The following is a 24,973-nucleotide window of genomic DNA, read 5'->3' as shown; positions in this document are numbered from 1 at the left end:
CGGGGCGAGCCCCGGGCCGGCAGCCCCATCCTAACCATACTCACAAGACACAAGGGCCCTTCGGCCCTTTGCGGGTGGGGGCTCGGGGGAGGGCGGAGCCCTCCCCCGAAGACGCCATGATCGGCAAGCTGACCGGCCGCCTGGACAGCGTCCATGAGGGCGGCTGCATCCTCGACGTGAACGGCGTGGGCTATCTGCTCTCCTGTTCCACGAAGACCCTGGACCGCCTGCGCGATGCGCCCGCCGCCGCCCAGGTGCTGGTGGAGACGCATGTCCGCCAGGACGCCATCGTGCTGTTCGGCTTCGCCACGCGGCAGGAGCGGGAGACCTTCGTGAAGCTCACCTCCATCCAGGGCGTGGGGCCGAAGGTCGCGCTGGACATCCTTTCCGCCTTCGGGCCGGAGGAGCTGGCCGGCGCGGTGCGCGGCGCGGACCGTGCCGGGCTGCGCCAGGCGAATGGCGTCGGCGCCAAGCTGGCGGACCGGCTGGTGACGGAATTGCGCGACTGGGCGGGCGGCATCCAGGCGCCTTCCGGCGTCGCCGTGGCGCCGGCCCCCGTGGCGGCCCCGGCCGGGGCGGCGGCGGATGCCGTCTCGGCGCTCATCAATCTCGGCTGGAAGCGGCCGGAGGCGCAGGCGGCGGTGAACCGGGCGAAGGCCCGGATGGGCGAGGGCGCTGCGCTGGAAGCGCTGATCCGGGATAGTCTGAAGGAGCTGGCGCGGTGAGAGGCGTGCGGTCCACCCCCGTCCCGACTCTCCCCCGCCAGCGCGGGAGGGAGAGTCGCCCCCTCCCCCGTTTTGCGGGGGAGGGCGGGGGTAGGGGTGCCTGCGCCACGGGACGGCCGCCGCCATGAGCGACCCCCGCCTCACCACCCCCGACCGCACGGACGAGGACGCCGCCGAGGCCACCCTCCGCCCGCAGACCCTGGCCGATTTCACCGGCCAGCAGATTCTGCGCGAGAATCTCGCCATCTTCATCCAGGCCGCCCGCGCCCGCGGCGAGGCGCTGGATCACGTCCTGCTCCACGGCCCGCCCGGCCTCGGCAAGACCACCCTGGCGCAGATCGTGGCACGGGAGCTCGGCGTCGGCTTCCGCGCCACCTCCGGCCCCATCCTGCAGCGGGCCGGCGACCTGGCGGCGATCCTCACCAATCTGCAGCCACGCGACGTGCTCTTCGTCGATGAGATCCACCGGCTGCAGCCGGCGCTGGAGGAAACCCTCTACCCCGCCATGGAGGATTTCCAGCTCGACCTCATCATCGGCGAGGGGCCGGCGGCGCGCACCGTGCGCATCGACCTGCCGCCCTTCACCCTGGTCGGCGCCACCACCCGTGCGGGCCTGCTGGCGACGCCGCTGCGCGACCGCTTCGGCATCCCCCTTCGCCTGCAATTCTACACGCCGGAGGAACTGCTGCTGATCGTCCGCCGCGGCGCCCAGAAGCTCGGCTTCGCCCTGGCCGAGGACGGTGCGCAGGAGATCGCCCGCCGCTCCCGCGGCACGCCGCGCATCGCCGGCCGGCTGCTGCGCCGGGTGCGGGATTTCGCCATGGTCGCCGGCCGCGCCGCCGACCGCGCCATGGCCGATGACGCGCTGGCGCGGCTGGAGGTGGACCGCATGGGCCTGGACGCCATGGACCGCCGCTATCTCCGCCGTATCGCCGAGCACCACAATGGCGGCCCGGTCGGCGTCGAGACCCTGGCCGCGGCGCTGGCCGAGGCGCGCGACACCATCGAGGACGTGATCGAGCCCTATCTGATCCAGGAGGGCCTGGTCATGCGCACCCCGCGCGGCCGGGTGCTGGGGGAGCCGGGCTGGCGGCATCTCGGCCTGACGCCCCCGGCCGGTTCCGCGATCCAGCCGGACCTCCTTTCCGGCGGCGAGCAGGCGCCGTGACCAGCGCGCCCGATCGGCCGAGCGCCAGCGAAGGCGTGAATCGGCCGCGCCAGACCGCAAGCGCGCCCGATCGGCCGGGCGCCGGCGAGGGCGCCAACCGGCCGCGCTCCCTGCAGGAGCCGCCCCCCGGCCCGGCCCATCGCTACCCCCTCCGGGTCTATTTCGAGGACACCGATGCGGGCGGCATGGCCTACCACGCCAATTACCTGCGATGGGCCGAAAGGGCCCGCACGGAATCCTTGCGCGACATTGGCTTGCCGCACCAAATGATGATCGAACTTCACGATTCGATACTCGTGGTGCGGCGCGTCGAAGTGGAGTATTGGCGCCCCGCCCGACTCGATGACGCCATCGTGGTTGAAACCAGGGTAGTTGCCGTTCGTGGCGTCACCCTGGTGCTGGACCAGCGGATGCTGCGGGAGGGGGAAGGGGTTGGCGAAGGGCAGGGGCCGCTGGCGGCGCTGCGGGTGGAACTGGCCTGCGTGGACCGCCACAACCTCCGCCCGAGACGGATTCCGGAACCCTGGCGCGGCGCCCTCGGCGGCTCTGCCTCAGGGGGATGGCGGCAATGATCACGAAACCGCCGCGGATTGGCCACGATCCGCGGCAAGGATGACACCAGGAGATCAGCTTTGGACCGCAGCGTGACGGCAACTCCTCTGGGCCAGGCGGCAGCCGACCTGTCGCTCTGGGGCCTGTTCCTGCAGGCCGATTGGGTGGTGAAGCTGGTCATGCTCGGCCTGCTCTTCGCCAGCATCTGGGTCTGGGCGATCGTCTTCGAGAAGATCACCACGCTCCGCCGCGCCAACCGCGCGGCGGACGCCTTCGAGGACGCCTTCTGGTCCGGCGGCAGCCTGGACGATCTCTACCGGCGGGAAGGCGACCAGCCCTCCCACCCCATGGCCGCGGTCTTCGCCACCGCCATGCGGGAATGGCGGCGCAGCGCCGAACGCGCCGTCACCTCGGATTTCATCGCCGCGGGGGTGAAGGAGCGGATCGACCGCAGCATGGCGCTGACCGTGCAGAGGGAGATGGAGCGGCTGGAGCGCTGGATGATCTTCCTCGCCTCGGTCGGCGCGGTCGGGCCCTTCGTCGGGCTGTTCGGCACGGTCTGGGGCATCATGAACAGCTTCGCCGCCATCGCCGGCATGCAGAACACCAACCTCGCCGTGGTGGCGCCGGGCATTGCGGAGGCGCTCTTCGCCACCGCCATCGGCCTGGTCGCCGCCATCCCGGCGGTGCTGGCCTACAACAAGATCAACTCCGACATGGCGCGCTTCGCCGGCCGGCTGGAAGGCTTCGCGGCGGAGTTCTCCGGCATCCTCGCGCGGCAGACGGAAAGCGCCGTCAGCCCGGCGCGCAGCCCGGCGCCGGCGGCGGAGTAGCGCCATGGCCGCCTCGCTGAACAACGGCGGCAAGGGCCGCGGCCGCTACCGGCCGATGGCCGAGATCAACGTCACGCCCCTCGTCGATGTCATGCTGGTGCTGCTCATCATCTTCATGGTGGCGGCGCCGCTGATGACGGTGGGCGTGCCGGTGGATCTGCCGAAGACCCAGGCCAGCGCCCTGAACCAGGAGAATGAGCCGATCACCATCTCGGTGAATGCCGAGGGCAAGATCTTCCTGCAGGAGACCGAGGTGCCGCTGGAAGGGCTGGTGGCGCAGCTCCAGGCCATCGCCCGCCAGCAGCCGGAGGGCGCGCCGGAGCGCCGCATCTTCGTGCGCGGCGATCGCGGGGTGAATTACGGCCGGGTGATGGAGGTGATGGGCACGATCAGCGCCGGCGGCTTCTCCCGCGTCGCCCTTCTCGCCGAGCAGCCGGGGGGGGCTCGCCCCGCTGCCGCGCCGCAGCCGCGGCCGAGGGGCTGACATGGACGCACACGAGGGGGCGCCTGCCCCCCTCGAACGCCAGAGGCCCGCCGCGAACCCAAGGGCCCTGCGGCCGCTGACCGGGGGCGCCGGGCAGGGGGCGGGTGTGCCGCCGGCGCGCCGCCCGCCGCAACACGGCCCGGACGGGGGAATGCAGCGAAGGGGCATGCGGTTCTGGGGCGGCGTCTCCGCGGCGGTGCACGCCGTGCTGCTGCTGCTCGGCCTCGTCTTCGGCCTGCCGAAGCCCTTCCGCGAGCCGGAGGAGCTGGCGGTCCCCGTCGAGATCATCGCCCCCCTCCCGAACCAGGTCGCCCAGGGCGAGCAGCCCGCCCCGGTGGCCGCGCCCGCCACCGTCCCCCGCCCGCCGACGCCCGACCAGCCCCCGGCGCCCGAGCAGCGCCAGGCCGAGCCCACCCCTCTGCCGCCCCCGCCGCCGCCGCCACCGGCCCCGGCGCCTGCCCCCGCGCCGCAGGTGGCCCAGGCCCCGCCGCGCCCGACGCCCCCTTCGCCGCCGCCGGAGCCGACGCCTGCCCCGCTGCCGCCCCCGCCACGGCCGCCGCAGCCCCAGGCCCAGGCGCAGCCCCAGCCCAGCCCGCCGACGCCCGCGCCGCCGCGCGCCGAGCCGCCCTTGCCCCTGCCGCCTCCCCCGGTGCCGCCGCCGCCCCAGCCCAGCCAGCAGCCCGGCACCGGCCAGACGCCGCCGGTGCAGCGGCCGCAGGAGCGCAGCCAGAGCGTGCTCAACACGCTGGAAAACCTGCGCAACGCCCAGCGCCAGCAGGAACCGCCGCGGGCCCGGCCGCAGCCCCCCGTAGGCAGCCCGCAGCAGGGCGGCGGCCGGCCGGAAGGCACCGCCGCGCTGACCGCCGGGGAGAAGGCCGGCCTCGCCGACAAGATCAGCGAATGCTGGTCGGTGGATGGCGGCGGCCTCGGCGTGCGCGACATCGTGGTGGAGCTGAAGGTGGTGGTGGATGCCGGCGGCACTGTCCGGAATGTCACCTCCAACGGCGCGCCACCCAGCGACCCGCGTGCGCGTTCCGTCTATGAAGCGGCGCGGCGCGCCCTGCTCGACCCGCGCTGCAACCCCTTGCCGCTGCCGCCGAGCCGGCTCGCCGCGCTGCGCGACACCGTGTTCCGCTTCAACCCGCGCGACCTTGGCCTTCGCTAGAGCATGATGCGTCCGTCCTCGCCTTGCGCTCCAGCGTGGTCCCAGGCCGCGTGATCCACGCCTTCCGGTGGCCGCGGCACAAGCGGCCCCTTTTCCAAGCCTGTTGGGGGATTGGCCAGAGATGAGCCCGATGGACCTGCCGCTGCTGTCCCGCCGTGCCGCGCTGTTCGGCGGCACCGCCCTTGCACTTCCGCCCCTTACGCTTTTGCCGCTCGGCAAGCTCGCCCGCGCGCAGAGCTCGGTGGTGGACATCACGCGGGCCCGCACCGACCCGATCCCGATCGCCCTGCCGGATTTCGCCGGCGCCGGCGATGCCGGGCGCTATGGCCGGGACATCATGCGCGTCATCGCCAATAATCTGCGCAATTCCGGCCTGTTCCGCCCGGTGGAGCGGGCCGCCTATATCCAGTCGGCGGAGGCGGCGGCGCAGACGCCGCGCTTCCAGGATTGGCGCGTCATCGGCGCCCAGGCGCTGGTGACCGGCCGGGTGCAGGACCAGGGCGGCCAGCTCCGCGTCGAATTCCGCCTGTGGGACGTGCTGCCGGAAGCGCAGTTGGAAGGCACGCTGCTGAGCGCCGCGACGGCCAATTGGCGCCGCATCGGCCACCTGATCTCCGACGTGATCTATGAGCGGCTGCTGGGCGAGAAGGGGTATTTCGACACCCGCGTCGTCTATGTCTCGGAGACCGGGCCGCGCGACCGGCGCGTCCGCCGCCTCGCCATCATGGACCAGGATGGCGAGAACCACCGCTTCCTGACCGACGGCACCTTCCAGGTGCTGACGCCGCGCTTCCACCCGAATGCGCAGCAGATCGCCTTCATGTCCTATTTCCGCAACGAGCCGCGGGTCTACCTGTTCAACCTGGAAAGCGGCCGGCAGGAGGTGCTGGGCAATTTCCGCGGCATGACGCTCTCCCCCCGCTTCAGCCCGGATGGCCGCAGCGTGATCCTCTCCTCGACGCGCGGCGGGGACGCCAACCTCTATGTGGTCGATCTCGCCAGCCGGCGGGAACGCCAGCTTACCTCCGGCGGCGGCCTTGATGTCTCGCCCTGCTACTCGCCGGACGGGCAGCAGATCGTCTTCAACTCGGACCGCGGCGGCGACCAGCAGCTCTATGTGATGGACGCGGGCGGCGGGAATGTCCGCCGCATCTCCTTCGGCAGCGGGCGCTATGCGACGCCGGTCTGGTCGCCGCGCGGCGACCTCATCGCCTTCACCCGCTTCGGCCGCGGCGGCTTCGCCATCGGCGTGATGCGGCCGGATGGTTCGGGCGAGCGCATCCTCTCCGAGGGCTGGCAGATGGAAGGCCCGACCTTCGCGCCGAACGGAAGGGTGATGATGTATTACCGCGAAAGCCCGGCGCGGGATTCCCGCGGCAATGGCTATTCGGCGCGCATCGCCAGCATCGACATCGCCGGCTTCAATGAGCGCCAGGTGGTGACGCCGACCGACGCCACCGACCCGGCCTGGTCGCCGCTGCTGGCCTGAGGCGGAAGCCCCGGGGCGCCACTGCCGGCGGCAGCATGATGGGCGGCACCGCAGGTTGGCGGCAGTGCCGCCAACCCCCGTTGATTCCAGGATTCTTCCGGTGATTCCCGGGCCCCTCGGGGGGCCGCCGCCGCGGCTGCGCTGTCCCGGGCCGGCGGCGCGCCGGGCTGCGACACATGCCGCAGAAATTCGTGAAGGCCGCGAATTTCCTGGCCTTTCCTTCTACCATGGGGCGCCAGGCAGATGTTACGTGCAGAAATGCCACGATGTTGCCCGTTTTCCTTGACCCTCTCCCCGCCGGGTTGTAACGGCCCCGGCGTATTTTCCGCGGTTGCGCTGCCTGTAAGGCCTGCGTCCTTGCCTTACCGCAAGACGAACGGCCCGGAGAGGCATCAGGATCGGGCGGCAGCTTCGCCCGGGCGTGTACACTCGGGCGAAACCCGCCCTGGATGAGGAAGGATCGAGAGGCATGATGAAGCTGAAGATGCTCGGCGTTATGGGCCTGGTGGCCCTGCTCGGCGCCTGTGAATCCACCACCGAAACCGCCCAGACCGGCGGCGGCAATGTCGTGACCGGCCCGCGCCCGGGCAGCCAGGAGGATCTGATCGCCTCCGCCGGCAGCGACCGCGTCTTCTTCGATTTCGACCAGTCCTCCATCCGCGGCGACCAGCGCCCGACGCTGGAGAAGCAGGCCGGCTGGATGCAGCGCAACGCCGCCGTCACCGTGCAGGTGGAAGGCCATGCCGATGAGCGCGGCACCCGCGAGTACAACCTCGCCCTCGGCCAGCGCCGCGCCAATGCGGCGCGCGACGTGCTGGTGGCCAGCGGCGTCGCCGGCGCCCGCATCTCCACCATCTCCTACGGCAAGGACCGCCCGGCCGCCCTCGGCTCCAATGAGGAAGCTTGGGCGCAGAACCGCCGCGCCGTCACGGTCGTGCGCTGAGGAGTCCCCGCGCAGCGGCTGCGCGGGAGCTCCGGAGTCCCTCACGATCGGCGTCTCGCACGGCCTTCATGGCGACGCCATGGAAGGCACCGGGCCGGCCGGTTGAACGGGGCGCAGGGTCCGATAGGCCCGGGGCTGCGCCTCGGGCCTTATTCCTTGGCAGGCGGGTCTTTGACAGGCGGGCATCTTCGGCCGGCGGCGCGGCGATGCTATCCAGCTTGCGCCGGCGCCGCGCCGGGCCTGCCCGGGCCCGGCGGCCCGGCGCGACCGGAGAGATGCCCTCGATGCGATGCCTGCCCGCCGCCGCCCTTCCGCTGCTGCTCGCGTTGGTCCTCCCCCTGGCCTTGCTGGCCCCGCATGAGGCCGCCGCCCAGGCCGAAAGCCGCGAGGGCATCTACCTGCAGAACCAGATCCTGCAGCTTCGGCAGGAGCTGGATCAGCTCCGCCGCGGCGGCGGCGTCGCGCCGCCCGTTGCCGCCGCCCGCCCCGCCGGGCCGCAGGGGGAGATCGTCGGCGCGTTGCTGGAGCGGGTGCAGCGGCTGGAGGAGGAGGCCCGCACCCTGCGGGGCCGGCTCGACGAGAGCGAATACCGCAACCGCCAGCTTGGCGAGCGGGTGGAGAAGCTGCAGGGCGACCTGGATTTCCGCCTGCAGCAGATCGAGGGCCAAGGGGGTGGGGGCGCGGCGCCCGCGCGCCCGGCCGCGCCGGCCGCCGCTCCGTCGCCCGCCCGGCCCGCCCCTGCCCCCGCCGCTGCCGCCGCCCGCCCGCCCGAACGCGCCATCGCCGAGGGCCAGGCTGCCCTCTCCCGCCGCGACTATGCTGCCGCCGAGGCCGCGGCGCGCGAGGTGCTGGCCAACCGCAGCAGCCCCCGCGCCACCGATGCGCAGCTCCTGCTCGGCGATGCGCTGGCCGGCAAGCGGGATTTCGGCAATGCCGCGCTGGCCTATAATGACGCCTATACCCGCGCCCGCACCGGCCCGCGCGCGCCGGATGCGCTGATCGGCCTGGCCAATTCCCTGCAGGGCCTGGGCAACCGGCGGGAGGCCTGCGACACGCTGGACGAGCTGCGCAGCAATTTCCCCAACCTCACCGGCCCTCGGGCGGAGCGAGCCACGGAAGCCCGGCGCCGGGCCGGCTGCCGGGGGTGAGAGCCGGCCCGGGACTGCTGGCGGCGCCGCCGCCGCGCGGGCGTCCCACACCGGGCCAGGCTGGCGGCCCGCGACCCGGTGGCGCCGGGAGCGAGGCTTTCGGCAGCGATTCTACTGTGCCGGACCCGGCGCCGGTCGGCGCCCCGGTCAGCCCCGCGGTCAGCGCCGAGGAATTCGCCGCGCTGATGACGCCGCTCGGGCCCTTCGGCGCGCCGCCGCGCCTGGCCGCGGGCGTCTCCGGCGGGCCGCACAGCCTGGCGCTGGCGCTGCTGGCTGAGGCCTGGGCCCGGGCGCGGGGCGGAGATCTGCTGGCCCTGGTGGTGGATCACGGCCTGCGCCCGGAAAGCGCGGCCGAGGCCGAGGCGGTGCTGGCCACCCTGGCCGCCCGGGGCATTGCCGGGCGGCGGCTGCGCCTCGGCCTTGCCCCGGGGCCGGGCATGCAGGAACGGGCGCGGCAGGCGCGGCTGGCCGCCCTGCTGGCCGCCTGCCGTGCCGAGGGCCGCCCCTGGCTGCTGCTCGGCCACCACCTGGCCGACCAGGCGGAGACCGTGCTGTTCCGCGCCCTGCGCGGCAGCGGCCCGGCGGGCCTGGCCGGCATGGCGCCCGCCCGCCCGGCGGCGGAGGCGCTGCTGCTCCGCCCCCTGCTCGGCACCCCGCCGGCGCGGCTGGAGGCGGTGGTGGCCGCTGCCGGCCTCGCCCCCGTGCGCGACCCGAGCAATCGTGATCCGCGCTTTGCCCGCCCCCGTTTGCGCGCGGCCCTTGCCGATCCGGGCGGGGAGGGGGCGGCCACCGCCGCCCTGGCGGCGGCCGCTGCCGCCTTCGCCCGCCGCCGCCGGCGCCTGGCCGGGGCGGTGGCGCAGCGCCTGGCCGCCGCCGCCGCGCTGCAGCCGGAGGGCCATGCGGAGCTGGACCTCGCCGCGCTCGGCCAGGATGCCGTGGCGGTCGCCGCGCTGGGCCGCTTGCTGGCCCTGGTTTCCGGCCGCCCCTACGCCCCGCCGGAATCCGCCCTTGCCGCCCTGCTGCGGCGCGGGGAGGGCACGCTGGGCGGCGCCTGGCTGCGCCCCCGCGCCTCCCGCCCCGCCTTGCTGGCGCGGGAGGCGGCGGGGCTGGCCCCGCCCGTGCCCGCGGCCCGGGGTGCGGTCTGGGATGGCCGCTTCCGCCTCATCGGTCCCGGCGACCCGGAATGCGCGCTGGGCGCCCTGGGCCCGGCCGCCGCCGCCCGCCTGCGCGGCCGCGCGCCGCACCTGCCGGCGGCGGTGCTGGCCACGCTGCCCGCCATTTGGCGCCACGCCAGGCTGGTGGCGGTGCCGCTGCTGCACTATCCTGCGCCAGAGGTCTCTTCCCGCTTCGCGACCCTCCTGGCCCCGGCTGTCGCCGGGGACCTGTGAATCGGGGGTGGTGGGACCATTCCCTGCCGGCACCGGCATCCCTATCTGGTGCGGACAGGACAGGGCATCTTGCCCAGGATGGCATGGCGAAGCGGGGCTGGCCCGCCGGGCCGTGGCGGGAACGGGAACTGCATCGGTGAATAATTTCGGCCGCAACCTGGCGCTTTGGGTCATCGTGGCTCTGCTGCTGGTGGCGCTGTTCAACCTCTTCACGCCCAGCACCAGCACCCAGCGCGGCGCGCAGCAGGTGGCCTATTCCGAGTTCCTCAACGAGGTCGGCGCCGGCCATGTGCGGGAGGTGCAGATCCAGGGCCGCACCGTCACCGGCCAGCTCACCGATGGCCGGACCTTCCAGAGCTACACGCCGGAAGACCCCAACCTGGTCGGCCGGCTGACCGAGAAGGGCGTGCGCATCATCGCCCGGCCGGAGGAGAGCGACGTCAACCCGCTCTTCCACTACCTGCTGAGCTGGTTCCCGATGCTGCTGCTGATCGGCGTCTGGGTGTTCTTCATGCGCCAGATGCAGTCGGGCGGCGGCCGCGCCATGGGCTTCGGCAAGTCCCGCGCCCGGCTGCTGACCGAGAAGCAGGGCCGCGTCACCTTCGAGGACGTGGCCGGCATCGACGAGGCCAAGGGCGAACTGGAGGAGATCGTGGAATTCCTGCGCGACCCGCAGAAATTCCAGCGCCTCGGCGGCAAGATCCCGAAGGGCGTGCTGCTGGTCGGCCCCCCCGGCACGGGTAAGACGCTGCTGGCGCGGGCCATCGCCGGTGAGGCGAACGTGCCCTTCTTCACCATCTCCGGCTCCGACTTCGTCGAGATGTTCGTCGGCGTCGGCGCCAGCCGCGTGCGCGACATGTTCGAGCAGGGCAAGAAGAACGCCCCCTGCATCATCTTCATCGACGAGATCGACGCGGTCGGCCGCCACCGCGGCGCCGGCCTCGGCGGCGGCAATGACGAGCGCGAGCAGACGCTGAACCAGATGCTCGTCGAGATGGACGGCTTCGAGAGCAATGAGGGCGTCATCCTCATCGCCGCCACCAACCGGCCGGACGTGCTGGACCCGGCGCTGCTGCGCCCCGGCCGCTTCGACCGCCAGGTGGTGGTGCCCAACCCCGACGTGATGGGGCGGGAGAAGATCCTGCGGGTCCACATGCGGAAGGTGCCGCTGGCCTCCGATGTCGATCCGAAGGTGATTGCGCGCGGTACCCCGGGCTTCTCCGGCGCCGATCTGGCGAATCTGGTGAATGAGGCGGCGCTGCTGGCCGCCCGCACCGGCCGCCGTACCGTCGGCATGCATGAATTCGAGCAGGCCAAGGACAAGGTGCTGATGGGCGCCGAGCGCCGGTCGCTCGTCATGTCCGAGGACGAGAAGCGCATGACCGCCTATCACGAGGCGGGCCACGCCCTCTGCGCCCTGAAGCTGCCGGAATGCGACCCGGTGCATAAGGCCACCATCATCCCGCGCGGCCGCGCGCTGGGCCTGGTGATGTCCCTGCCGGAGGGCGACCGCTACTCCAAGCACAAGTCGAAGCTGCTGCAGGAGCTGGCGATGGCCATGGGCGGCCGCGTCGCCGAGGAGCTGATCTTCGGCCCGGACAAGGTCTCCAACGGCGCCAGCGGCGACATCAAGATGGCGACCGACCAGGCCCGCCGGATGATCACCGAATGGGGCATGAGCGAAAAGCTCGGCATGATCGCCTATGGCGAGAACAGCCAGGAGGTGTTCCTGGGCCATAGCGTCACCCAGTCCAAGAACCTCTCCGAGGAGACGGCGCGGCAGATCGACGCCGAAATCCGCCGCATCATCGACGAGGCCTATGCCAAGGCGCGGCAGATCCTCTCCGAGAACATCGACGAGCTGCACCTGCTGGCCAAGGGGCTGCTGGAGCATGAAACGCTCTCCGGCGACGAAATCCGGCAGGTGATCCGCGGCGAGCCGATCATCCGCAACCGGCCGGATGAGCCGGTGCCGCAGGGACGGGGGAGCGTGCCTTCCTCGGGCAGGCCCCGGCCCAACCCGGGCGGGCTCAACCCGGCGCCGGCACCGGGGGCTTAGGCAGGACGCGCTACCCCGGGCAGGTTGGGGGCTTCGCCCCCGAGCCCCCACCAGGGGCGCTGCCCCTGGACCCCGCCGGGGGGTGGACCACCCCCCGGACCCCGGTGTGAGTTTCGGACCCGCAGGCTGAGAGGCAGGACCTGATTGCGGGGCGCCGGGTTTACCATGTGCGCTGGTTCGGAACGAATTGCAGGGCAGCCAGCCCATTCCCTCCCCCGCTTCGCGGGGGAGGGCTAGGGTGGGGGTGAAACCCGACCCCATGCGCATCCTCGAACCCCTCGCCCTCACCACCGGCCCCGCCGCCGCCCATGGCCTGCCCTTCCAGGGTGGCCCCACCGGCTTCCTCCTCGCCCGGCTGATCGAGGACGGCGCCGAGCGCGGCATCATCCCGGCCAGGGCCATTCCCGAAGGCTGGCGCGACCTTCTCCCCCCCATCACCGCGGCGCCGCCGCCCTTTGCCGGCATCGTGCCGAAGCTCCCCGGCGGGCCGCTGGTCATGGGCATCGTCAATGTCACGCCGGACAGCTTCTCCGGCGATGGCGTCGCCGCCGCCGCCGCCATCGCCCAGGGCCAGGCCATGCTCGATTCGGGCGCGGACATCCTGGATATCGGCGGCGAAAGCACCCGCCCCGGCGCCGCGCCGGTGCCCCCGGCGGAGGAGATCGCCCGCACCCTGCCGGTGATCCGCGCCCTCGCGCCGCTCGCCCCCCTCTCCATCGACACGCGCAACGCCGCCACCATGGCGGCCGCCCTGGACGCCGGGGCCCGCATCGTCAACGACATCGCCGCCCTGCGCCACGACTCGGACGCGCCGGCGCTGCTCCGCCGCACCGGCGCCCCCGTGGTGCTGATGCATATGCTCGGCACCGATCCGCGCCGCATGCAGGACGACCCGCGCTATGCGGATGTCGCCATCGAGGTCTTCACCTTCCTGCGCGACCGCATCGCCTCCCTCGGCCTGCCGCCGTCGCAGGTCGCGGTCGATCCCGGCATCGGCTTCGGCAAGACCCTGGCGCACAACCTGGCCTTGCTGGACCGCCTGCCCATCCTGGCCGGGCTCGGCTGCCCCATCCTGCTCGGCGCGTCGCGCAAGGGCTCGCTCGGCCGCCTCACCGGCGTCACGGATCCCGGCCGCCGCCTGGCCCCCAGCCTCGCTGCCGCCCTGGCCGCCACGGCGCGCGGCGCCGCCATCCTCCGCGTGCACGACGTGGCGGAGACGGTACAGGCCCTGAAGGTCTGGCGCGCCGCCACCGGCTGATATGGCGGCCGCCATCTCTCACCGCGGCGGCCGCTCACGCACCGCCCGGTCCCGCCGTGACGCAGCGGCTCACGCACCCCAGGCCCCCGTGACGCAGCAGCTCACGCACCACCCACCGGTCCCACCGCGACGCAGCGGCTCACGCACCACCCACCGGTCCCACCGCGACGCAGCGGCTCACGCACCACCCACCGGTCCCACCGCGACGCAGCGGCTCACGCACCACCCGGTCCCATCGCTACGCGGCGGTTCACCCAGTACCCGGTCCCACCGCGACGCAGCGGCCCACGCACCACCAGGCCCCATCGTGACGTAGCGGCTCGCCCACCACCCGGTCCCATCGCGATGCGGCAGTTCACCCAGCATCCGATCCCACCGCGACGCGGCAGTTCACTCACCGCCAAGTTCCACCGTGACGCGGCGGTTCACCCAGCGCCAGGAGCGGCAACCCCGCGCTGGCTACTCCGCGGCGATCGGCAGCGCGGCCTCGAAGCGGCCGAGGCCGATGCGGTCGGCGAAGCTGCGGCCACGGCGCGGCAGCCCATCCGCCGGCGCCGCCGCCACGCCGTAATACTCGAGCAGCGTGGGGAAGATATCGAGGATGGAGCAGCGCCCCGGATGCACGGCATGGTGGCCGGTCTTGAACCACAGCACGCTGTCCGGGTGGTGCATGCCGGCCTTGATATGCGGCACGCGGTAGAAATGTTCGAAGAAGGGCAGCGTCGCGTTGCTGTCCCGCGCCAGGGAAAGCTGCGCGTCCGGCGGCAAATCCACGCCGATGCCGCAGCCGAAGAACAGCGTGTTCTCCGGCGCCGGGTCGAAGGTGAAGAGCGGCCGGCCTTCCAGATGCGCCGCCGCCAGCCTGGTACGGGCGGCCTCGGTGGCCGCGGCATCGGGGAAGGTGGCGGAATACTGGTGCGCCATCACCGGCAGCAGCAGCTCCGGCTGCACGCCCATGCGGGCCAGCAGCGCCTCGGCATCGCTCGGCCGGTAGTAGCGCCGCCCGGCCCCGGGGTTGGGCTGCTGGCTGAGCGCGGTGGAGAGCACCAGCATCGCCCCGTCCCGCTCCAGCGCCAGCAGGTCGGCCAGCACGGAATCCATCTGCTGGTAGCCGTAGAGGATGGCGTCGCGATGCTCGCTATCCGCGAAATCCTCCGCCGGCAGGGCGAATTGCCCCGGCTCCAGCAGGTGGAAATAGGCGTGCTGGAAATGCGCCGTGCTGTTGAGGAAGAAGGAGGCGAAATCCGGCCGGTCGCGCTTCCAGAAGCGCAGGAACAGGTCGAGCTGCAATTTGTCCAGCAGCGCCGCCCGCTTCCAGCCCGCCTGGCGGTTGCTCAGCTCCGCCAGCAATTGCCGGCCGATCGCCATCAGCGTGCCGCCGCGCAGCCCGTTCATCGCCAGGAAGGAGAGGAAGCGGGCGTAATCCGTGCCGCCGACGCTGGCCGTGGCGTTGCTGTTCTCCTGCACCTTGGTGACGACGATGCGCTGGTAGGTGGCCAGCTCCGCCGGGTAGGGCGGTTCCGTGCTGCACCAGGGGTCGGGCAGGTAGAAGCTGCCCGGGGCGGCGAAGGCGCCGGCATTCATGCCGGCGAAATTGCCGACGCTGTGCCCGGCGGCCAGCAGGGCGTGCCAGATGTCGGTGAAGCCGGCGCGCGGCCCGTCCGTCAGATGGAATACCTTATGCTGGTCATAGCCGAGGCCGGTATGCAGCGAGTACCACTGGATCCAGGGCTCCAGGAATTGTTGCTCGGTCACATCGGCGGTGCCGGTCAGCACCTGGGCACTGTCGTGGAAGCGGCGGAAATTCGGCAGCCTGCCCTCGGCCATCCAGCGGTCGAGCAGCCCGGGGCAGAGCTCGTTGAACTCGACGAGGATGAGGCGCCGGCCCTGGCCGCTCATGGCTGCACCCCCGGGTCCACCCCTGGTTTCGTCATCGTCAGGCAATCCGTACTGGCGGTATCTGGGTGCCTATAGAACTGCTGCGGTAAGATCAAGCAAGGAAAGTGTCCGGGAAGTTATGATATGGTCGATTGCACTCGCTGCTGATTGGCTGGACCCGCTTCCCGCGGGGCGCTACTCCATGCCCGAGCAGTCGCATATGGCATCCGGTTCATGAACGCACCCATGTCCACCCCCGCCCGCCGCCTCTTCGGCACGGATGGCATCCGCGGCACCGCCAACAAGGCGCCGATGGATGCGGCGACGGCGCTGCGCCTTGGCCAGGCTGCCGGCCGCGTCTTCAACCGCGGCAGCTACCGCCACCGCGTTGTCATCGGCAAGGATACGCGGCTTTCCGGCTACATGCTGGAACCGGCGCTGACCGCGGGCTTCATCGGCACCGGCATGGATGTGGTGCTGGTCGGGCCGCTGCCGACGCCGGCCATCGCGCTGCTCACCCGCAGCCTGCGCGCCGATCTCGGCGTGATGATCAGCGCCAGCCACAACCTCTTCGAGGACAACGGCATCAAGCTGTTCGGTCCGGACGGGCTGAAGCTTTCGGATGCGCAGGAGGCGGAGATCGAGACGCTGATGGCAGGCGACCTCACCGCCGGGCTGGTCGCCCCCGCCCGCCTCGGCCGGGCCAGCCGGATGGAGGATGCGCCCGGCCGCTACATCGAGGCGGTGAAGCAGAGCTTCCCCCGCAACCTGACGCTGGAGGGGCTGCGCGTCGTCATCGATTGCGCCCATGGCGCCGCCTACAAGGTGGCGCCGACCGTGCTGTGGGAGCTGGGGGCGGAGGTCGTCGCCATCGGCGATGCGCCGGACGGCTTCAACATCAATCGCGGCGTCGGCTCCACCGCCCCGGGGCGGCTGGCGGAGCTGGTGCAGGAACGCCGCGCCGATCTCGGCATCGCGCTGGACGGCGATGCGGACCGCGTGGTGCTGGTGGATGAGACGGGCAGCACCATCGATGGCGACCAGATCCTCGCCCTGATCGCCGAGAGCTGGCATGGCCAGGGAAGGCTGCGCGGGGAGGCGGTGGTGGCCACCGTCATGTCCAATATGGGGCTGGAGCGGCGGCTGAAATCCCGCGGCCTCGCCTTGCTGCGCACCGCCGTCGGCGACCGCTATGTGGGGGAGCGGATGCGGGAGGCGGGCTGCAATTTGGGCGGCGAGCAGTCCGGCCACCTCATCATGACGGATTTCGGCACCACCGGGGACGGGCTGATCGGCGCGCTGCAGGTGCTGGCGGTGATCGTCGAGGAAGGCCGCCCCGCCAGCCAGGTCTGCCGCCGCTTCGAGCCGCTGCCGCAGCGCCTGGTCAATGTCCGCTTCGCCGGCGCCTCGCCGCTGGCGGATCCAGCGGTGCAGGCGGCGATCGCGGCGGAGGAGGCGCGGCTCGGCGAGCGCGGCCGCGTGCTGATCCGCGCCAGCGGGACGGAGCCGGTGATCCGGGTGATGGCGGAGGCGGAGGAGGAGACGCTGGTGCAGGACACCGTGACCTGCCTGGCCGAGACCATCCGCGCCCGCGCCGCCCTCCGCAGCTAAGGCGGGCTCCGCTCACCCGTCCGCTTCAGCTCACGGTTTCGGTCGACCCGGTCTCAACCGATCCCGCTCCAGGGCGCTTTCCCTCCCCGCTGGCGGGCGAGGGCCAAGGGTGGGGCAGGGCAGGGCGATTCCTTCCCGATGGCGGCGTGCCCCGCGGGAGGTGACGGGCGCCCCCCCCGCAGGGTGTTCCCTGCCGGGGGGTGGTTGCCTCCCTCCCGGCGGCGGCCCAGGTTGCGTGGGGGGCGACCCGGCCCCAACCCCAGACCCCAATCCGGACCCACCGCATGACCCAAGGCCGAGTCCTGATCATCGCCGGTTCCGATTCCGGCGGCGGCGCCGGCATCCAGGCCGACATCAAGGCGGTGACGGCGCTCGGCGGCTATGCCGCGACGGCCATCACGGCGCTGACGGCGCAGAACACCGAGGGCGTCTTCGGCGTCCACCCCGTGCCCGTCGAGTTCATCCGCCAGCAGATGGAGCTGGTGCTGCGCGATATCGGCGCCGATGCGCTGAAGACCGGCATGCTGCACGACGTGCCGACCATCGAGACCGTCGCCGCCACCATCGAGGCCGAGGCCCCGGGCGTGACGCTGGTGGCGGACCCGGTGATGGTGGCGAAGGGCGGCCATCCCCTGCTGCAGCCGGACTCGGTGGAGACGCTGAAGCGCCGGCTGCTGCCGCTGGCCACCATCGTCACCCCGAACCTGCCGGAGGCGGAGGTGCTGCTCGGCCGCCCCATCCCCGATGCGGCATCCATGCCGGCGGCGGCGGAGGCGCTGCTGGGCCTTGGCCTGCGGGCGGTGCTGCTGAAGGGCGGGCATCTGCCGGGGGACGACGTGCTGGACATCCTGGCGGCGCCGGCCGGGCTGATGCGCTTCGAGGACCGGCGGATCGGGACCCGGCATACGCATGGCACGGGCTGCACCCTGGCCAGCGCCATCGCCGCCGGGCTGGCGCAGGGGATGCCGCTGGGGGCGGCGGTGGCGCGGGCCCGGCGCTATGTGCGGGCGGCCATCCTGGCGGCGCCGGGCTTCGGCAAGGGGCACGGGCCGCTGGGGCATGGGGTGACGGTGGATCCCAGCCGGGTGTGAGAGGGGGCTTCAACCGTCGGGTCCAAGATTCACACCGGGGTCCGGGGAGGGGTACCCTCCCCGGCGGGGGTTCGGGGGCAGCGCCCCCGATCTTCCCCTTTGTTTCAGGCCCGTCAGATCACCGGCGCCCCATCCGGCGCCACTGCACGGCTGACGAAGCCCTCCGCCAGCGGCGCGTATTCCGTCCACAGCCCCCGCAGCGCGGCCAGGGGTTGCGCCGCCTTGTCCACCCGCAGATCGACATAGGGGAAGCTCTCCCGTCCCATCACCAGCAGCGCGGCGGAGGTCACCTCGCCATGCTCGCCCCCGGCCGCCTCGCCGGCTTCCAGCGCCAGCAGCAGCCGCTCCGCCAGGGGGTGCGCCGCCGCCGCCAGGAAGCCCGCCACCATCGCCGCCGGTACCTGGTCGCTGGACAGGATGTTGCCGATGGCGACCACCCCTGGCCCCTCCGCCGCGTTGCGCTCCGGCTTCACCTTCGCCCCGTGGAAAAACGCCGTCCCCCCTGCCGCGTCCAGCGCCGCCAATTGCCGCCACCCGGCATGCGGGGTGGAGGCGGCCAGCGCCGCCACCGTCTCCGCCGCCGTGCAGCCGCTGCGCAGCAGATCGAGCCCCCTTGGCCCGAGCCGCGGATCGGTGCGGTGCTGCGTCAGCACCGCCCCCACCCCCGCTGCCGCGAAGGCGCAGCGGCTGCCGACGGCGATGGAGGAGGTGGTGACGGCGGCGCCGATCTGGCCGGTGCGCGGGCAGCGCGCGATAAGGGAGAAGGTCATGCCGCCATGCTCGCCCGGCGGTGCCCCGGAAGGAAGCCCCGATGCCCGATATCGCAGCCTCGCCGCCGCCTTCGAGGCCGCCCTGCCGCAGCTTCTGGCGGCGGCGGAGCGGGTGGTCTCGATCGACAGCGGCAGCTATGACGCGGCCGGGGTGAATGCGGTGCAGGACCGCTTCGCCACCCTGCTGCAGCAGGCCGGCTTCACCGTGGAGCGCCGCCCACTGCCCGGCCGCGGCGACCAGCTCACCGCCCGCCGCGGCGGCAGCGGCCCGAGGCTGCTGGTGCTGGGCCATGCCGATACCGTCTGGCCCGCCGGCACCGCCGCCGCCTGGCCCTGCCGGCGGGGGGGCGATGCCGTCACCGGCCCCGGCATCGGCGACATGAAGCTGAACGTGCTGATGGCGATCGAGGCGCTGCGCCTGCTGCCTCAGGTGTCGGCCACCTTCCTCATCGTCCCGGATGAGGAGATCGGCAGCCCGCAATCCCGCGCCTGGATCGAGGCGGAGGCGCGCGGCCAGGATTACTGCCTGACCCTGGAACCGGCCCGGCCGGGCGGCGGCACGGTGATCGGCCGCGGCGCGGTGGGCGCCTTCTACATCCGTGCCAGCGGCGTCACCGCCCATTGCGGCGCGGCGCGGGAGGCCGGGGCAAGCGCGCTGGCCGCCCTGGCGCCCATGGTGGCCGAGATCGAGGCGCTCGCCGATTTCGCGGCCGGCAGCTACGCCACCTGCGGCATCCTCCGCGCCGGCGCCGCCCGCCAGGTGGTGCCGGGGGAGGCGGAGCTGCATGTCGATCTCCGCGCCCCGGACGATGCGACGGCCGAGTCGCTGCTGGCGGCGGTGCGGGCCATCGCCACCCGGCCGCCGGCCGATCCGCGGGTGGTGGTGGAGGTTTCCGGCGGCTTCACCCGCCCGGCCTTTCCTACCCTGCCCGGCGGCCAGAGGCTCTATGACCGGGCGGCGGGCTTCGCCGCCGCGCTGGGGGCGCCGATCTTCCCGCTGGTCTCCCGCGGCGGTTCCGACGGCAGCTTCGCCGCCCGGCTGGGGGTGCCGACTCTGGATGGGCTGGGCCCGGTCGGGCATGAGATCTGCAGCCGGCGGGAATGGGTGGAGGTGAGTTCCATCCCGGCGCGCGGGGCCATCCTGGCCGGTCTGATGGCGGCCGGCGCGCCCTGACGGGGGCACCCCGGGTTGCGGGTTTTCCGGCTTGGGCTATACCGGAGCCCGTCATCGCCCACGCCTAGCCGAGGTCGTCACCGCCGATGGGTTCTCTCGAGCTGAACAAGGCCTTTGCCGCGATCCTCACGGCTGGAATTACCTTCATGCTGGCCGGCCAGCTTGGCAAATTGCTGGTGCATGGCGAAAGGCCGCATGAAAGCGCCATCCAGATCGGCGACGTCACCGGCGGCGCGCCCGCGGCCACCCCGGCCGCGGCGCCGGCGCTGGAGCCGATCTCCCCGCTGCTGGCGGCGGCCAATGTGCAGAACGGCCAGACCATCGCCCAGCGGCAATGCGGCTCCTGCCACACCTTCAACCAGGGTGGGCGGAGCGGCGTGGGGCCGAACCTCTACGGCATTGTCGGCGCGCCGCATGGGCATGCCGAGGGCTTCAACTACTCCGCCGCCATCAAGGGCAAGCAGGGCCCCTGGAATTACGAGGAGCTGAATGCCTGGCTGCACCGGCCGAGCGCCTATGCCCCGGGCACGCGCATGGCCTTCGCCGGCATCAGCAACACGCAGCAGCGCGCTGACGTCATCGCCTATCTGCGTTCCCTGGCGGCCAACCCGGCGCCGCTGCCCTGACGCCCCATGGCGCCGCCGGTGCGGCGAGGAGTAGCCTCCAAACTGACGGATTGCGTCGTGATCCGTCAGATCGGAGATAAGCCGCTCGGGATCGGTTGAGCTGCGCTCACCCGCCCCGCTCTAGCTTATGGATTGTAGAGCAGATTCACGCCTCCGGGCGATGCCGCCCTCCGGCGATCTGCTCTAGCTCATTGTTCGGTCGCGTGATTCACGGTTTCGGTCGATTCGACCTCAACCGATCACGCTCTAGCGGGCCGGGAGGGACCGGATCGCCTGACGCGGTCAGGACGATGCGGGTCTATCGGCTGAGTTCCCGCGTCATCGCGTCCAGGCCGCCAAGCGTCAGCGGGAACATCCGGTTCTCCATGATCTGGCGCAGGATCACGGCGGAGTGGTAGCGGCCCCAGGCCGGCTCGGGCATCGGGTTCAGCCAGGCGGAGCGGCGGAAATGGCCGATGATGCGGGTGAGCCAGACCTGCCCCGTCTCCTCGTTCCAATGCTCCACCGAGCCGCCGGGCTGGACCACCTCATAGGGGCTCATCGCCGCATCGCCGACGATGATGGCCTTGTAGTCCGGCCCGTATTTCCTGAGCACCTCCCAGGTGGAGATTTCGCTCTCCCGCCGCCGCCGGTTGCTGGTCCACAGCCGCTCATAGGGGCAGTTGTGGAAGTAGAAATGCTCCAGATGCTTGAACTCGGCGCGGCAGGCGGAGAACAGCTCGGCGCAGATGCGCACATGGTCGTCCATGGAGCCGCCGATATCGAGGAAGAGCAGCACCTTCACCGTATTGTGCCGCTCCGGCACCAGCTTCAAATCCAGCGTGCCGGCATTGTTGGCGGTGGCGCGGATGGTGTCCGGCAAATCGAGCTCCGTCGCCGCCCCCTGGCGGGCGAATCGGCGTAGCCGGCGCAGCGCCAGCTTGATGTTGCGGGTGCCGATCTCGACATCGTCGTCGAGATCCTTGAACTCCCGCTTGTCCCACACCTTCACGGCGCGGCGGTGGCGCGATCCGTCCTGGCCGATGCGCACGCCTTCCGGGTTGTAGCCATGCGCGCCGAAGGGAGAGGTGCCGGCGGTGCCGATCCATTTGCTGCCGCCCTGGTGGCGGCCCTTCTGCTCCGCCAGGCGCTGCTTCAGCTTCTCCATCAGCGCATCGAACCCGCCGGCGGCCTCGATGGCGGCCTTCTCCTCCTCGGTCAGCAGCTTCTCCGCCAGCTTGCGCAGCCATTCCTCGGGCAGGGTGCGGGCGGGGTCGCCTTCCGGCGGCTCCAGCCCCTTGAACACCTCGCCGAAGACGCGGTCGAAGCGGTCCAGGTGGCGCTCATCCTTCACCAGCGTGGCGCGGGAGAGGTGGTAGAAATCATCCACCGAATAGTCGGCCACGCCCTCCTTCATGCCGCGCAGCAGCGTCAGGTATTCCGTGAGGCTGGCCGGAATGCCGGCGCTGCGCAGCGCGACGATGAAATGGGCGAGCATGGGGCGCTACCTTTGCTGCCGGCGGGAGAGGAAGGCCAGCCGCTCGAAGAGCTGGACGTCCTGCTCATTCTTCAGCAACGCGCCGTAGAGCGGCGGGATCGCCGTGCGCGGATCCTGGCTGCGCAGCACCTCCGGCGGCAGATCCTCGATCATCAGCAGCTTCAGCCAGTCCAGCAGCTCGCTCGTCGCCGGCTTCTTCTTCAGCTCCGCCACGCCGCGCACCTGGAAGAAGACGTTCAGCGCCTCCCGCGCCAGCTCCTGCTTGATGTCGGGGAAATGCGCCTGGACGATGCGCTCCATCGTCTCCCGGTCCGGGAAGCGGATGTAGTGGAAGAAGCAGCGGCGCAGGAAGGCGTCCGGCAGCTCCTTCTCGTTGTTCGAGGTGATGATGACGATCGGCCGGTGCCGCGCCACCACCGTCTCCCGCGTCTCGTAGACATGGAATTGCATGCGGTCGAGTTCGAGCAGCAGGTCGTTGGGAAACTCGATATCCGCCTTGTCGATCTCGTCGATCAGCAGGACCTGCTGCTCCTCCGCCGCGAAGGCCTCCCACAGCTTGCCGCGGATGATGTAGTTGCCGATGTTGTGCACCCGCTCGTCGCCGAGCTGGCCGTCGCGCAGGCGGGAGACGGCATCGTATTCGTAAAGCCCCTGCTGCGCCTTGGTGGTGGATTTGATGTGCCACTCGATCAGGGGCTTGCCCAGGGCCCGGGCCACCTCCTGCGCCAGCACGGTCTTGCCGGTGCCGGGCTCGCCCTTCACCAGCAGGGGGCGCTGCAGCGAGACGGCAGCGTTCACCGCCACTTCCAGGTCGCGCGAGGCGATGTAGCTTGTCGTGCTCCTGAATCCTGCCACCCTTGCCTCCCTGCCGGTCACCGGCCAAAGGGTGGCGGTTTGCCGGGCCGGGGGCAAGCCACTTCACCGGAGGCCGAGGACACCCGCATGAAAGACCCGCATGAGGCCGCCCGCCGCTGGTTCGGCCAGCCCCTGGAAAAGCTGAGCGCGGCGCAGGCAGGGGTGCTGGCCGCCGCCCATGGCCGCAGCGTCATCAGCCGGGACGTGTTGCAGGACGATGTCGGCAAGCTCACCTTCGGCCAGCGCCTGGCGGACCAGGTGGCGGCGCTGGGCGGCTCCTGGGGCTTCATCCTGGGCTTCGCCACCTTCCTGGCCGCCTGGGCGGTGCTGAACGTGCTGCTGCTGCCGCACCCCTTCGACGCCTACCCCTTCATCTTCCTCAACCTGCTGCTCTCCATGCTGGCCGCCATCCAGGCGCCGATCATCATGATGAGCCAGAACCGCCAGGCGGCGCGGGACCGGCTGGACGCCGCGCATGACTACGAGGTGAACCTCAAGGCCGAGATCGAGATCATGGCCCTGCACGAGAAGCTGGACGCCATGCGCCAGCACCAGATCGAGGTGCTGCTGGAATGCCAGCAGCGCCAGCTCGACATGCTCACCCGGCTGGTGGCCGACCTTGCTCAGTCGGAGAGGACGAAGCCCTCATAGCCCTTCGCCGCCACCTGGTCGCAGATGCGGCGGTAATGCGCCATGCCGCCGGCATAGGGCATGAACACCCGCGGCTTGCCCGGGACGTTGGCGCCGAGATACCAGGAATGCTTGGCCTGGGGCAGCAGCGTGGCGTCGGCGGCGCGGTTCACCTCGGCCACCCAGCCCTCCATCGCCTCCTCGGTCGTCTCGATGCGGCGGAGGCCACGCTTGCGCATGGCGTCGATGCAGCCGGTGATCCACTCCACATGCTGCTCGATGGCGATCGGCATGTTGCAGAGCACGGAGGGGCTGCCCGGCCCGGTGATGGTGAAGAGGTTGGGGAACCCCGCCACCTGCAGGCCGAGATAGTTGCGCGGCCCGGCCGCCCAGGCCTCGGCCAGGCTCTGCCCGCCCGCGCCCTGGATGTTCAGCCGCAGCAGCGGCCCGGTCATCGCGTCGAAGCCGGTGGCGAAGACGATGATGTCGAGCGGGTAGTCCCGCGCGCTGGTCTTAATGCCGGTCGGCGTGATGCGCTCGATCGGCTCCTCGCGCAGGTTCACGACATCGACGTTCGGGCGGTTATAGGCCTCGAAGTAGTGGGTATCGATCGGCGGGCGCTTGGCTGCATAGGGGTGGTCGATATCCGAGAGGATCGCCGCCTTGCGCGGATCCTTTACGATGCCGCGGATCTTGCGCTTGATGAACTCGGAGGCCGTGTCGTTGGCCGTCTTGTCCACCAGCAGATCCTGGAAGCTGGCGCGGAATTGCAGCCCGCCCTTGGCCCAGGCGGCCTCGTAGATGCGCTCGCGCTCCTCGGCATCGACGTCGAAGACCTTGCGCTCGGCGATGGTGAAGGGGTGGCCGTTCGGGGTGGAGCGCATGGTCTGCACCACCTCCTCCCGGTTGCTGTCCAGCCAGGCCTGGAATTCCGGCGTCAGCGGCGCGTTGTGCGCCGGTACGCTGTAGTTGGCGGTGCGCTGGAAGACGGTGAGGTGGCCGGCCTGCGCGGCGATGACCGGCACCGCCTGGATGCCGGTGGAGCCGGTGCCGATCTGCCCGACCCGCTTGCCGGTGAAATCGACGCCGCCATGCGGCCATTGCCCGGTGTGGTACCAGTCGCCGGCGAATTCCTCGAGGCCCGGGATCTTCGGCACATTGGCGGTGGAGAGGCAGCCGACGGCGGTGATGAGGAATTGCGCCGAATAATGGTCGCCCTTCTCGGTCGTCACATGCCAGAGATTGGCGGCCTCGTCATAGCGGGCGCCGGTGACGCGGCTGTCGAAGCGGATGTCGCGCTTCAGGTCGAAGCGGTCCGCCACGTGGTTCAGGTAGCGCAATATCTCCGGCTGTTCCGGGTAGCGCTCGGACCAGCGCCATTCCGCCAGCAATTCCTTGGAGAAGGTGTAGTTGTAGGAATGGCTTTCGGAATCGCAGCGGGCGCCGGGGTAGCGGTTCCAGTACCAGGTGCCGCCGACGCCGCTGCCGGCTTCCAGCACCAGCGCCTTCAGCCCCAGCCGGTCGCGCAGCGCATGGAGCTGATACATGCCGGAAAACCCGGCGCCGATGATGAGAGCGTCATAGGACGCAATGGGGCTGCTGTTCGACATATCCGTCCCGTTGTTATGATGGCGGCCTGTGGCGGGGGC

22 protein-coding genes are annotated in these 24,973 nt (G+C 71.6%); 17 read left to right on the top strand and 5 right to left on the bottom strand.

Annotated elements, in window-relative coordinates:
* The first annotated feature begins 116 nt into the window (after positions 1-116).
* The 12 genes from ruvA to folP all read left to right on the top strand — a co-directional run bounded on the left by ruvA (position 117) and on the right by folP (position 13,212).
* Complete coding sequence (gene ruvA, locus E5N76_RS28420; RefSeq protein WP_149541350.1) at positions 117-725, top strand: Holliday junction branch migration protein RuvA; 609 nt, start codon at positions 117-119, stop codon at positions 723-725.
* 124 nt (positions 726-849) lie between these two features.
* Positions 850-1,893, top strand: a complete 1,044-nt coding sequence (ruvB, locus tag E5N76_RS28415) for a Holliday junction branch migration DNA helicase RuvB (protein ID WP_149541349.1) — start codon at positions 850-852, stop codon at positions 1,891-1,893.
* Entirely contained in the window at positions 1,890-2,465 is a 576-nt protein-coding gene (locus E5N76_RS28410; RefSeq protein ID WP_235907950.1) for a YbgC/FadM family acyl-CoA thioesterase, read from the top strand. Before ruvB ends, E5N76_RS28410 begins: the two co-directional genes overlap by 4 nt.
* A gap of 60 nt (positions 2,466-2,525) precedes the next feature.
* The gene (tolQ, locus tag E5N76_RS28405; RefSeq protein ID WP_149541348.1) at positions 2,526-3,278 is read left to right on the top strand and encodes a protein TolQ; all 753 of its coding nucleotides are present in this window, start codon (positions 2,526-2,528) and stop codon (positions 3,276-3,278) included.
* Positions 3,279-3,282: 4 nt separating this feature from the next.
* A complete protein-coding gene (tolR, locus tag E5N76_RS28400; protein WP_149541347.1) occupies positions 3,283-3,762 on the top strand; it encodes a protein TolR in 480 nt (159 codons plus the stop codon).
* Positions 3,763-3,913: 151 nt separating this feature from the next.
* Positions 3,914-4,927: a hypothetical protein gene (locus tag E5N76_RS28395; RefSeq protein WP_149541346.1), complete on the top strand. Its 1,014-nt coding sequence runs from the start codon at positions 3,914-3,916 to the stop codon at positions 4,925-4,927.
* 121 nt (positions 4,928-5,048) lie between these two features.
* Positions 5,049-6,416, top strand: a complete 1,368-nt coding sequence (tolB, locus tag E5N76_RS28390) for a Tol-Pal system beta propeller repeat protein TolB (protein WP_328593077.1) — start codon at positions 5,049-5,051, stop codon at positions 6,414-6,416.
* 472 nt (positions 6,417-6,888) lie between these two features.
* Positions 6,889-7,359: a peptidoglycan-associated lipoprotein Pal gene (gene pal / locus E5N76_RS28385; RefSeq protein WP_149541353.1), complete on the top strand. Its 471-nt coding sequence runs from the start codon at positions 6,889-6,891 to the stop codon at positions 7,357-7,359.
* Positions 7,360-7,643: 284 nt separating this feature from the next.
* Entirely contained in the window at positions 7,644-8,507 is an 864-nt protein-coding gene (locus tag E5N76_RS28380) for a YbgF trimerization domain-containing protein (protein WP_149541345.1), read from the top strand.
* Between the two features lie 116 nt (positions 8,508-8,623).
* The gene (gene tilS / locus E5N76_RS28375) at positions 8,624-9,895 is read left to right on the top strand and encodes a tRNA lysidine(34) synthetase TilS (protein ID WP_149541344.1); all 1,272 of its coding nucleotides are present in this window, start codon (positions 8,624-8,626) and stop codon (positions 9,893-9,895) included.
* Positions 9,896-10,031: 136 nt separating this feature from the next.
* Positions 10,032-11,954 carry an ATP-dependent zinc metalloprotease FtsH gene (gene ftsH / locus E5N76_RS28370; protein WP_149541343.1) on the top strand — a complete coding sequence of 641 codons (1,923 nt, stop codon included), beginning with the start codon at positions 10,032-10,034 and terminating at the stop codon, positions 11,952-11,954.
* 259 nt (positions 11,955-12,213) lie between these two features.
* The gene (folP, locus tag E5N76_RS28365) at positions 12,214-13,212 is read left to right on the top strand and encodes a dihydropteroate synthase (protein WP_149541342.1); all 999 of its coding nucleotides are present in this window, start codon (positions 12,214-12,216) and stop codon (positions 13,210-13,212) included.
* Between the two features lie 459 nt (positions 13,213-13,671).
* On the opposite strand, the gene E5N76_RS28360 is transcribed toward folP, so the two are convergent.
* Complete coding sequence (locus E5N76_RS28360; protein ID WP_149541341.1) at positions 13,672-15,111, bottom strand: alkaline phosphatase family protein; 1,440 nt, start codon at positions 15,109-15,111, stop codon at positions 13,672-13,674.
* A gap of 213 nt (positions 15,112-15,324) precedes the next feature.
* On the opposite strand from E5N76_RS28360, the gene glmM reads away from it, so the two are divergent.
* Positions 15,325-16,701 (top strand): phosphoglucosamine mutase, encoded by a 1,377-nt coding sequence (gene glmM / locus E5N76_RS28355; RefSeq protein ID WP_235907949.1) that lies wholly within the window; start codon positions 15,325-15,327, stop codon positions 16,699-16,701.
* Positions 16,702-16,985: 284 nt separating this feature from the next.
* Positions 16,986-17,792, top strand: coding sequence for a bifunctional hydroxymethylpyrimidine kinase/phosphomethylpyrimidine kinase (gene thiD / locus E5N76_RS28350; RefSeq protein WP_149541340.1), 807 nt, complete (start codon positions 16,986-16,988; stop codon positions 17,790-17,792).
* Between the two features lie 113 nt (positions 17,793-17,905).
* On the opposite strand, the gene E5N76_RS28345 is transcribed toward thiD, so the two are convergent.
* Positions 17,906-18,562, bottom strand: coding sequence for a DUF1028 domain-containing protein (locus tag E5N76_RS28345; protein ID WP_149541339.1), 657 nt, complete (start codon positions 18,560-18,562; stop codon positions 17,906-17,908).
* On the opposite strand from E5N76_RS28345, the gene E5N76_RS28340 reads away from it, so the two are divergent.
* On the top strand, positions 18,561-19,736 hold the full coding sequence (locus tag E5N76_RS28340; RefSeq protein WP_187830464.1) for a M20/M25/M40 family metallo-hydrolase: 1,176 nt from the start codon (positions 18,561-18,563) through the stop codon (positions 19,734-19,736). The genes E5N76_RS28345 and E5N76_RS28340 overlap by 2 nt on opposite strands.
* A gap of 86 nt (positions 19,737-19,822) precedes the next feature.
* A complete protein-coding gene (locus tag E5N76_RS28335) occupies positions 19,823-20,362 on the top strand; it encodes a c-type cytochrome (protein ID WP_149541337.1) in 540 nt (179 codons plus the stop codon).
* Between the two features lie 298 nt (positions 20,363-20,660).
* On the opposite strand, the gene E5N76_RS28330 is transcribed toward E5N76_RS28335, so the two are convergent.
* The gene (locus tag E5N76_RS28330) at positions 20,661-21,839 is read right to left on the bottom strand and encodes a vWA domain-containing protein (RefSeq protein WP_149541336.1); all 1,179 of its coding nucleotides are present in this window, start codon (positions 21,837-21,839) and stop codon (positions 20,661-20,663) included.
* A gap of 6 nt (positions 21,840-21,845) precedes the next feature.
* Complete coding sequence (locus tag E5N76_RS28325) at positions 21,846-22,694, bottom strand: AAA family ATPase (RefSeq protein ID WP_207792140.1); 849 nt, start codon at positions 22,692-22,694, stop codon at positions 21,846-21,848.
* A gap of 87 nt (positions 22,695-22,781) precedes the next feature.
* On the opposite strand from E5N76_RS28325, the gene E5N76_RS28320 reads away from it, so the two are divergent.
* Positions 22,782-23,345: a DUF1003 domain-containing protein gene (locus E5N76_RS28320; RefSeq protein ID WP_149541334.1), complete on the top strand. Its 564-nt coding sequence runs from the start codon at positions 22,782-22,784 to the stop codon at positions 23,343-23,345.
* On the opposite strand, the gene E5N76_RS28315 is transcribed toward E5N76_RS28320, so the two are convergent.
* The gene (locus E5N76_RS28315) at positions 23,318-24,934 is read right to left on the bottom strand and encodes a flavin-containing monooxygenase (RefSeq protein ID WP_149541333.1); all 1,617 of its coding nucleotides are present in this window, start codon (positions 24,932-24,934) and stop codon (positions 23,318-23,320) included. The genes E5N76_RS28320 and E5N76_RS28315 overlap by 28 nt on opposite strands.
* Positions 24,935-24,973: the final 39 nt, after the last annotated feature.

The organism is Siccirubricoccus phaeus (assembly GCF_008360935.1).
Classification (GTDB): Bacteria; Pseudomonadota; Alphaproteobacteria; order Acetobacterales; family Acetobacteraceae; genus Siccirubricoccus; species Siccirubricoccus phaeus.
The sequence above is the reverse complement of the archived record's forward strand: the minus strand, read 5'-3'. Positions and strand labels throughout refer to the sequence as shown.

Bases quoted from the DNA above. Each gene is read 5' to 3' on its own strand.
- ruvA (WP_149541350.1), top strand. From the start codon at position 117: ATGATCGGCAAGCTGACCGGCCGCCTGGACAGCGTCCATGAGGGCGGC.
- ruvB (WP_149541349.1), top strand. From the start codon at position 850: ATGAGCGACCCCCGCCTCACCACCCCCGACCGCACGGACGAGGACGCC.
- tolR (WP_149541347.1), top strand. From the start codon at position 3,283: ATGGCCGCCTCGCTGAACAACGGCGGCAAGGGCCGCGGCCGCTACCGG.
- E5N76_RS28395 (WP_149541346.1), top strand. From the start codon at position 3,914: ATGCAGCGAAGGGGCATGCGGTTCTGGGGCGGCGTCTCCGCGGCGGTG.
- tolB (WP_328593077.1), top strand. From the start codon at position 5,049: ATGAGCCCGATGGACCTGCCGCTGCTGTCCCGCCGTGCCGCGCTGTTC.
- pal (WP_149541353.1), top strand. From the start codon at position 6,889: ATGAAGCTGAAGATGCTCGGCGTTATGGGCCTGGTGGCCCTGCTCGGC.
- E5N76_RS28380 (WP_149541345.1), top strand. From the start codon at position 7,644: ATGCGATGCCTGCCCGCCGCCGCCCTTCCGCTGCTGCTCGCGTTGGTC.
- folP (WP_149541342.1), top strand. From the start codon at position 12,214: ATGCGCATCCTCGAACCCCTCGCCCTCACCACCGGCCCCGCCGCCGCC.
- E5N76_RS28360 (WP_149541341.1), bottom strand. From the start codon at position 15,111: ATGAGCGGCCAGGGCCGGCGCCTCATCCTCGTCGAGTTCAACGAGCTC.
- glmM (WP_235907949.1), top strand. From the start codon at position 15,325: ATGAACGCACCCATGTCCACCCCCGCCCGCCGCCTCTTCGGCACGGAT.
- thiD (WP_149541340.1), top strand. From the start codon at position 16,986: ATGACCCAAGGCCGAGTCCTGATCATCGCCGGTTCCGATTCCGGCGGC.
- E5N76_RS28340 (WP_187830464.1), top strand. From the start codon at position 18,561: ATGCCGCCATGCTCGCCCGGCGGTGCCCCGGAAGGAAGCCCCGATGCC.
- E5N76_RS28345 (WP_149541339.1), bottom strand. From the start codon at position 18,562: ATGACCTTCTCCCTTATCGCGCGCTGCCCGCGCACCGGCCAGATCGGC.
- E5N76_RS28335 (WP_149541337.1), top strand. From the start codon at position 19,823: ATGGGTTCTCTCGAGCTGAACAAGGCCTTTGCCGCGATCCTCACGGCT.
- E5N76_RS28330 (WP_149541336.1), bottom strand. From the start codon at position 21,839: ATGCTCGCCCATTTCATCGTCGCGCTGCGCAGCGCCGGCATTCCGGCC.
- E5N76_RS28320 (WP_149541334.1), top strand. From the start codon at position 22,782: ATGAAAGACCCGCATGAGGCCGCCCGCCGCTGGTTCGGCCAGCCCCTG.
- E5N76_RS28315 (WP_149541333.1), bottom strand. From the start codon at position 24,934: ATGTCGAACAGCAGCCCCATTGCGTCCTATGACGCTCTCATCATCGGC.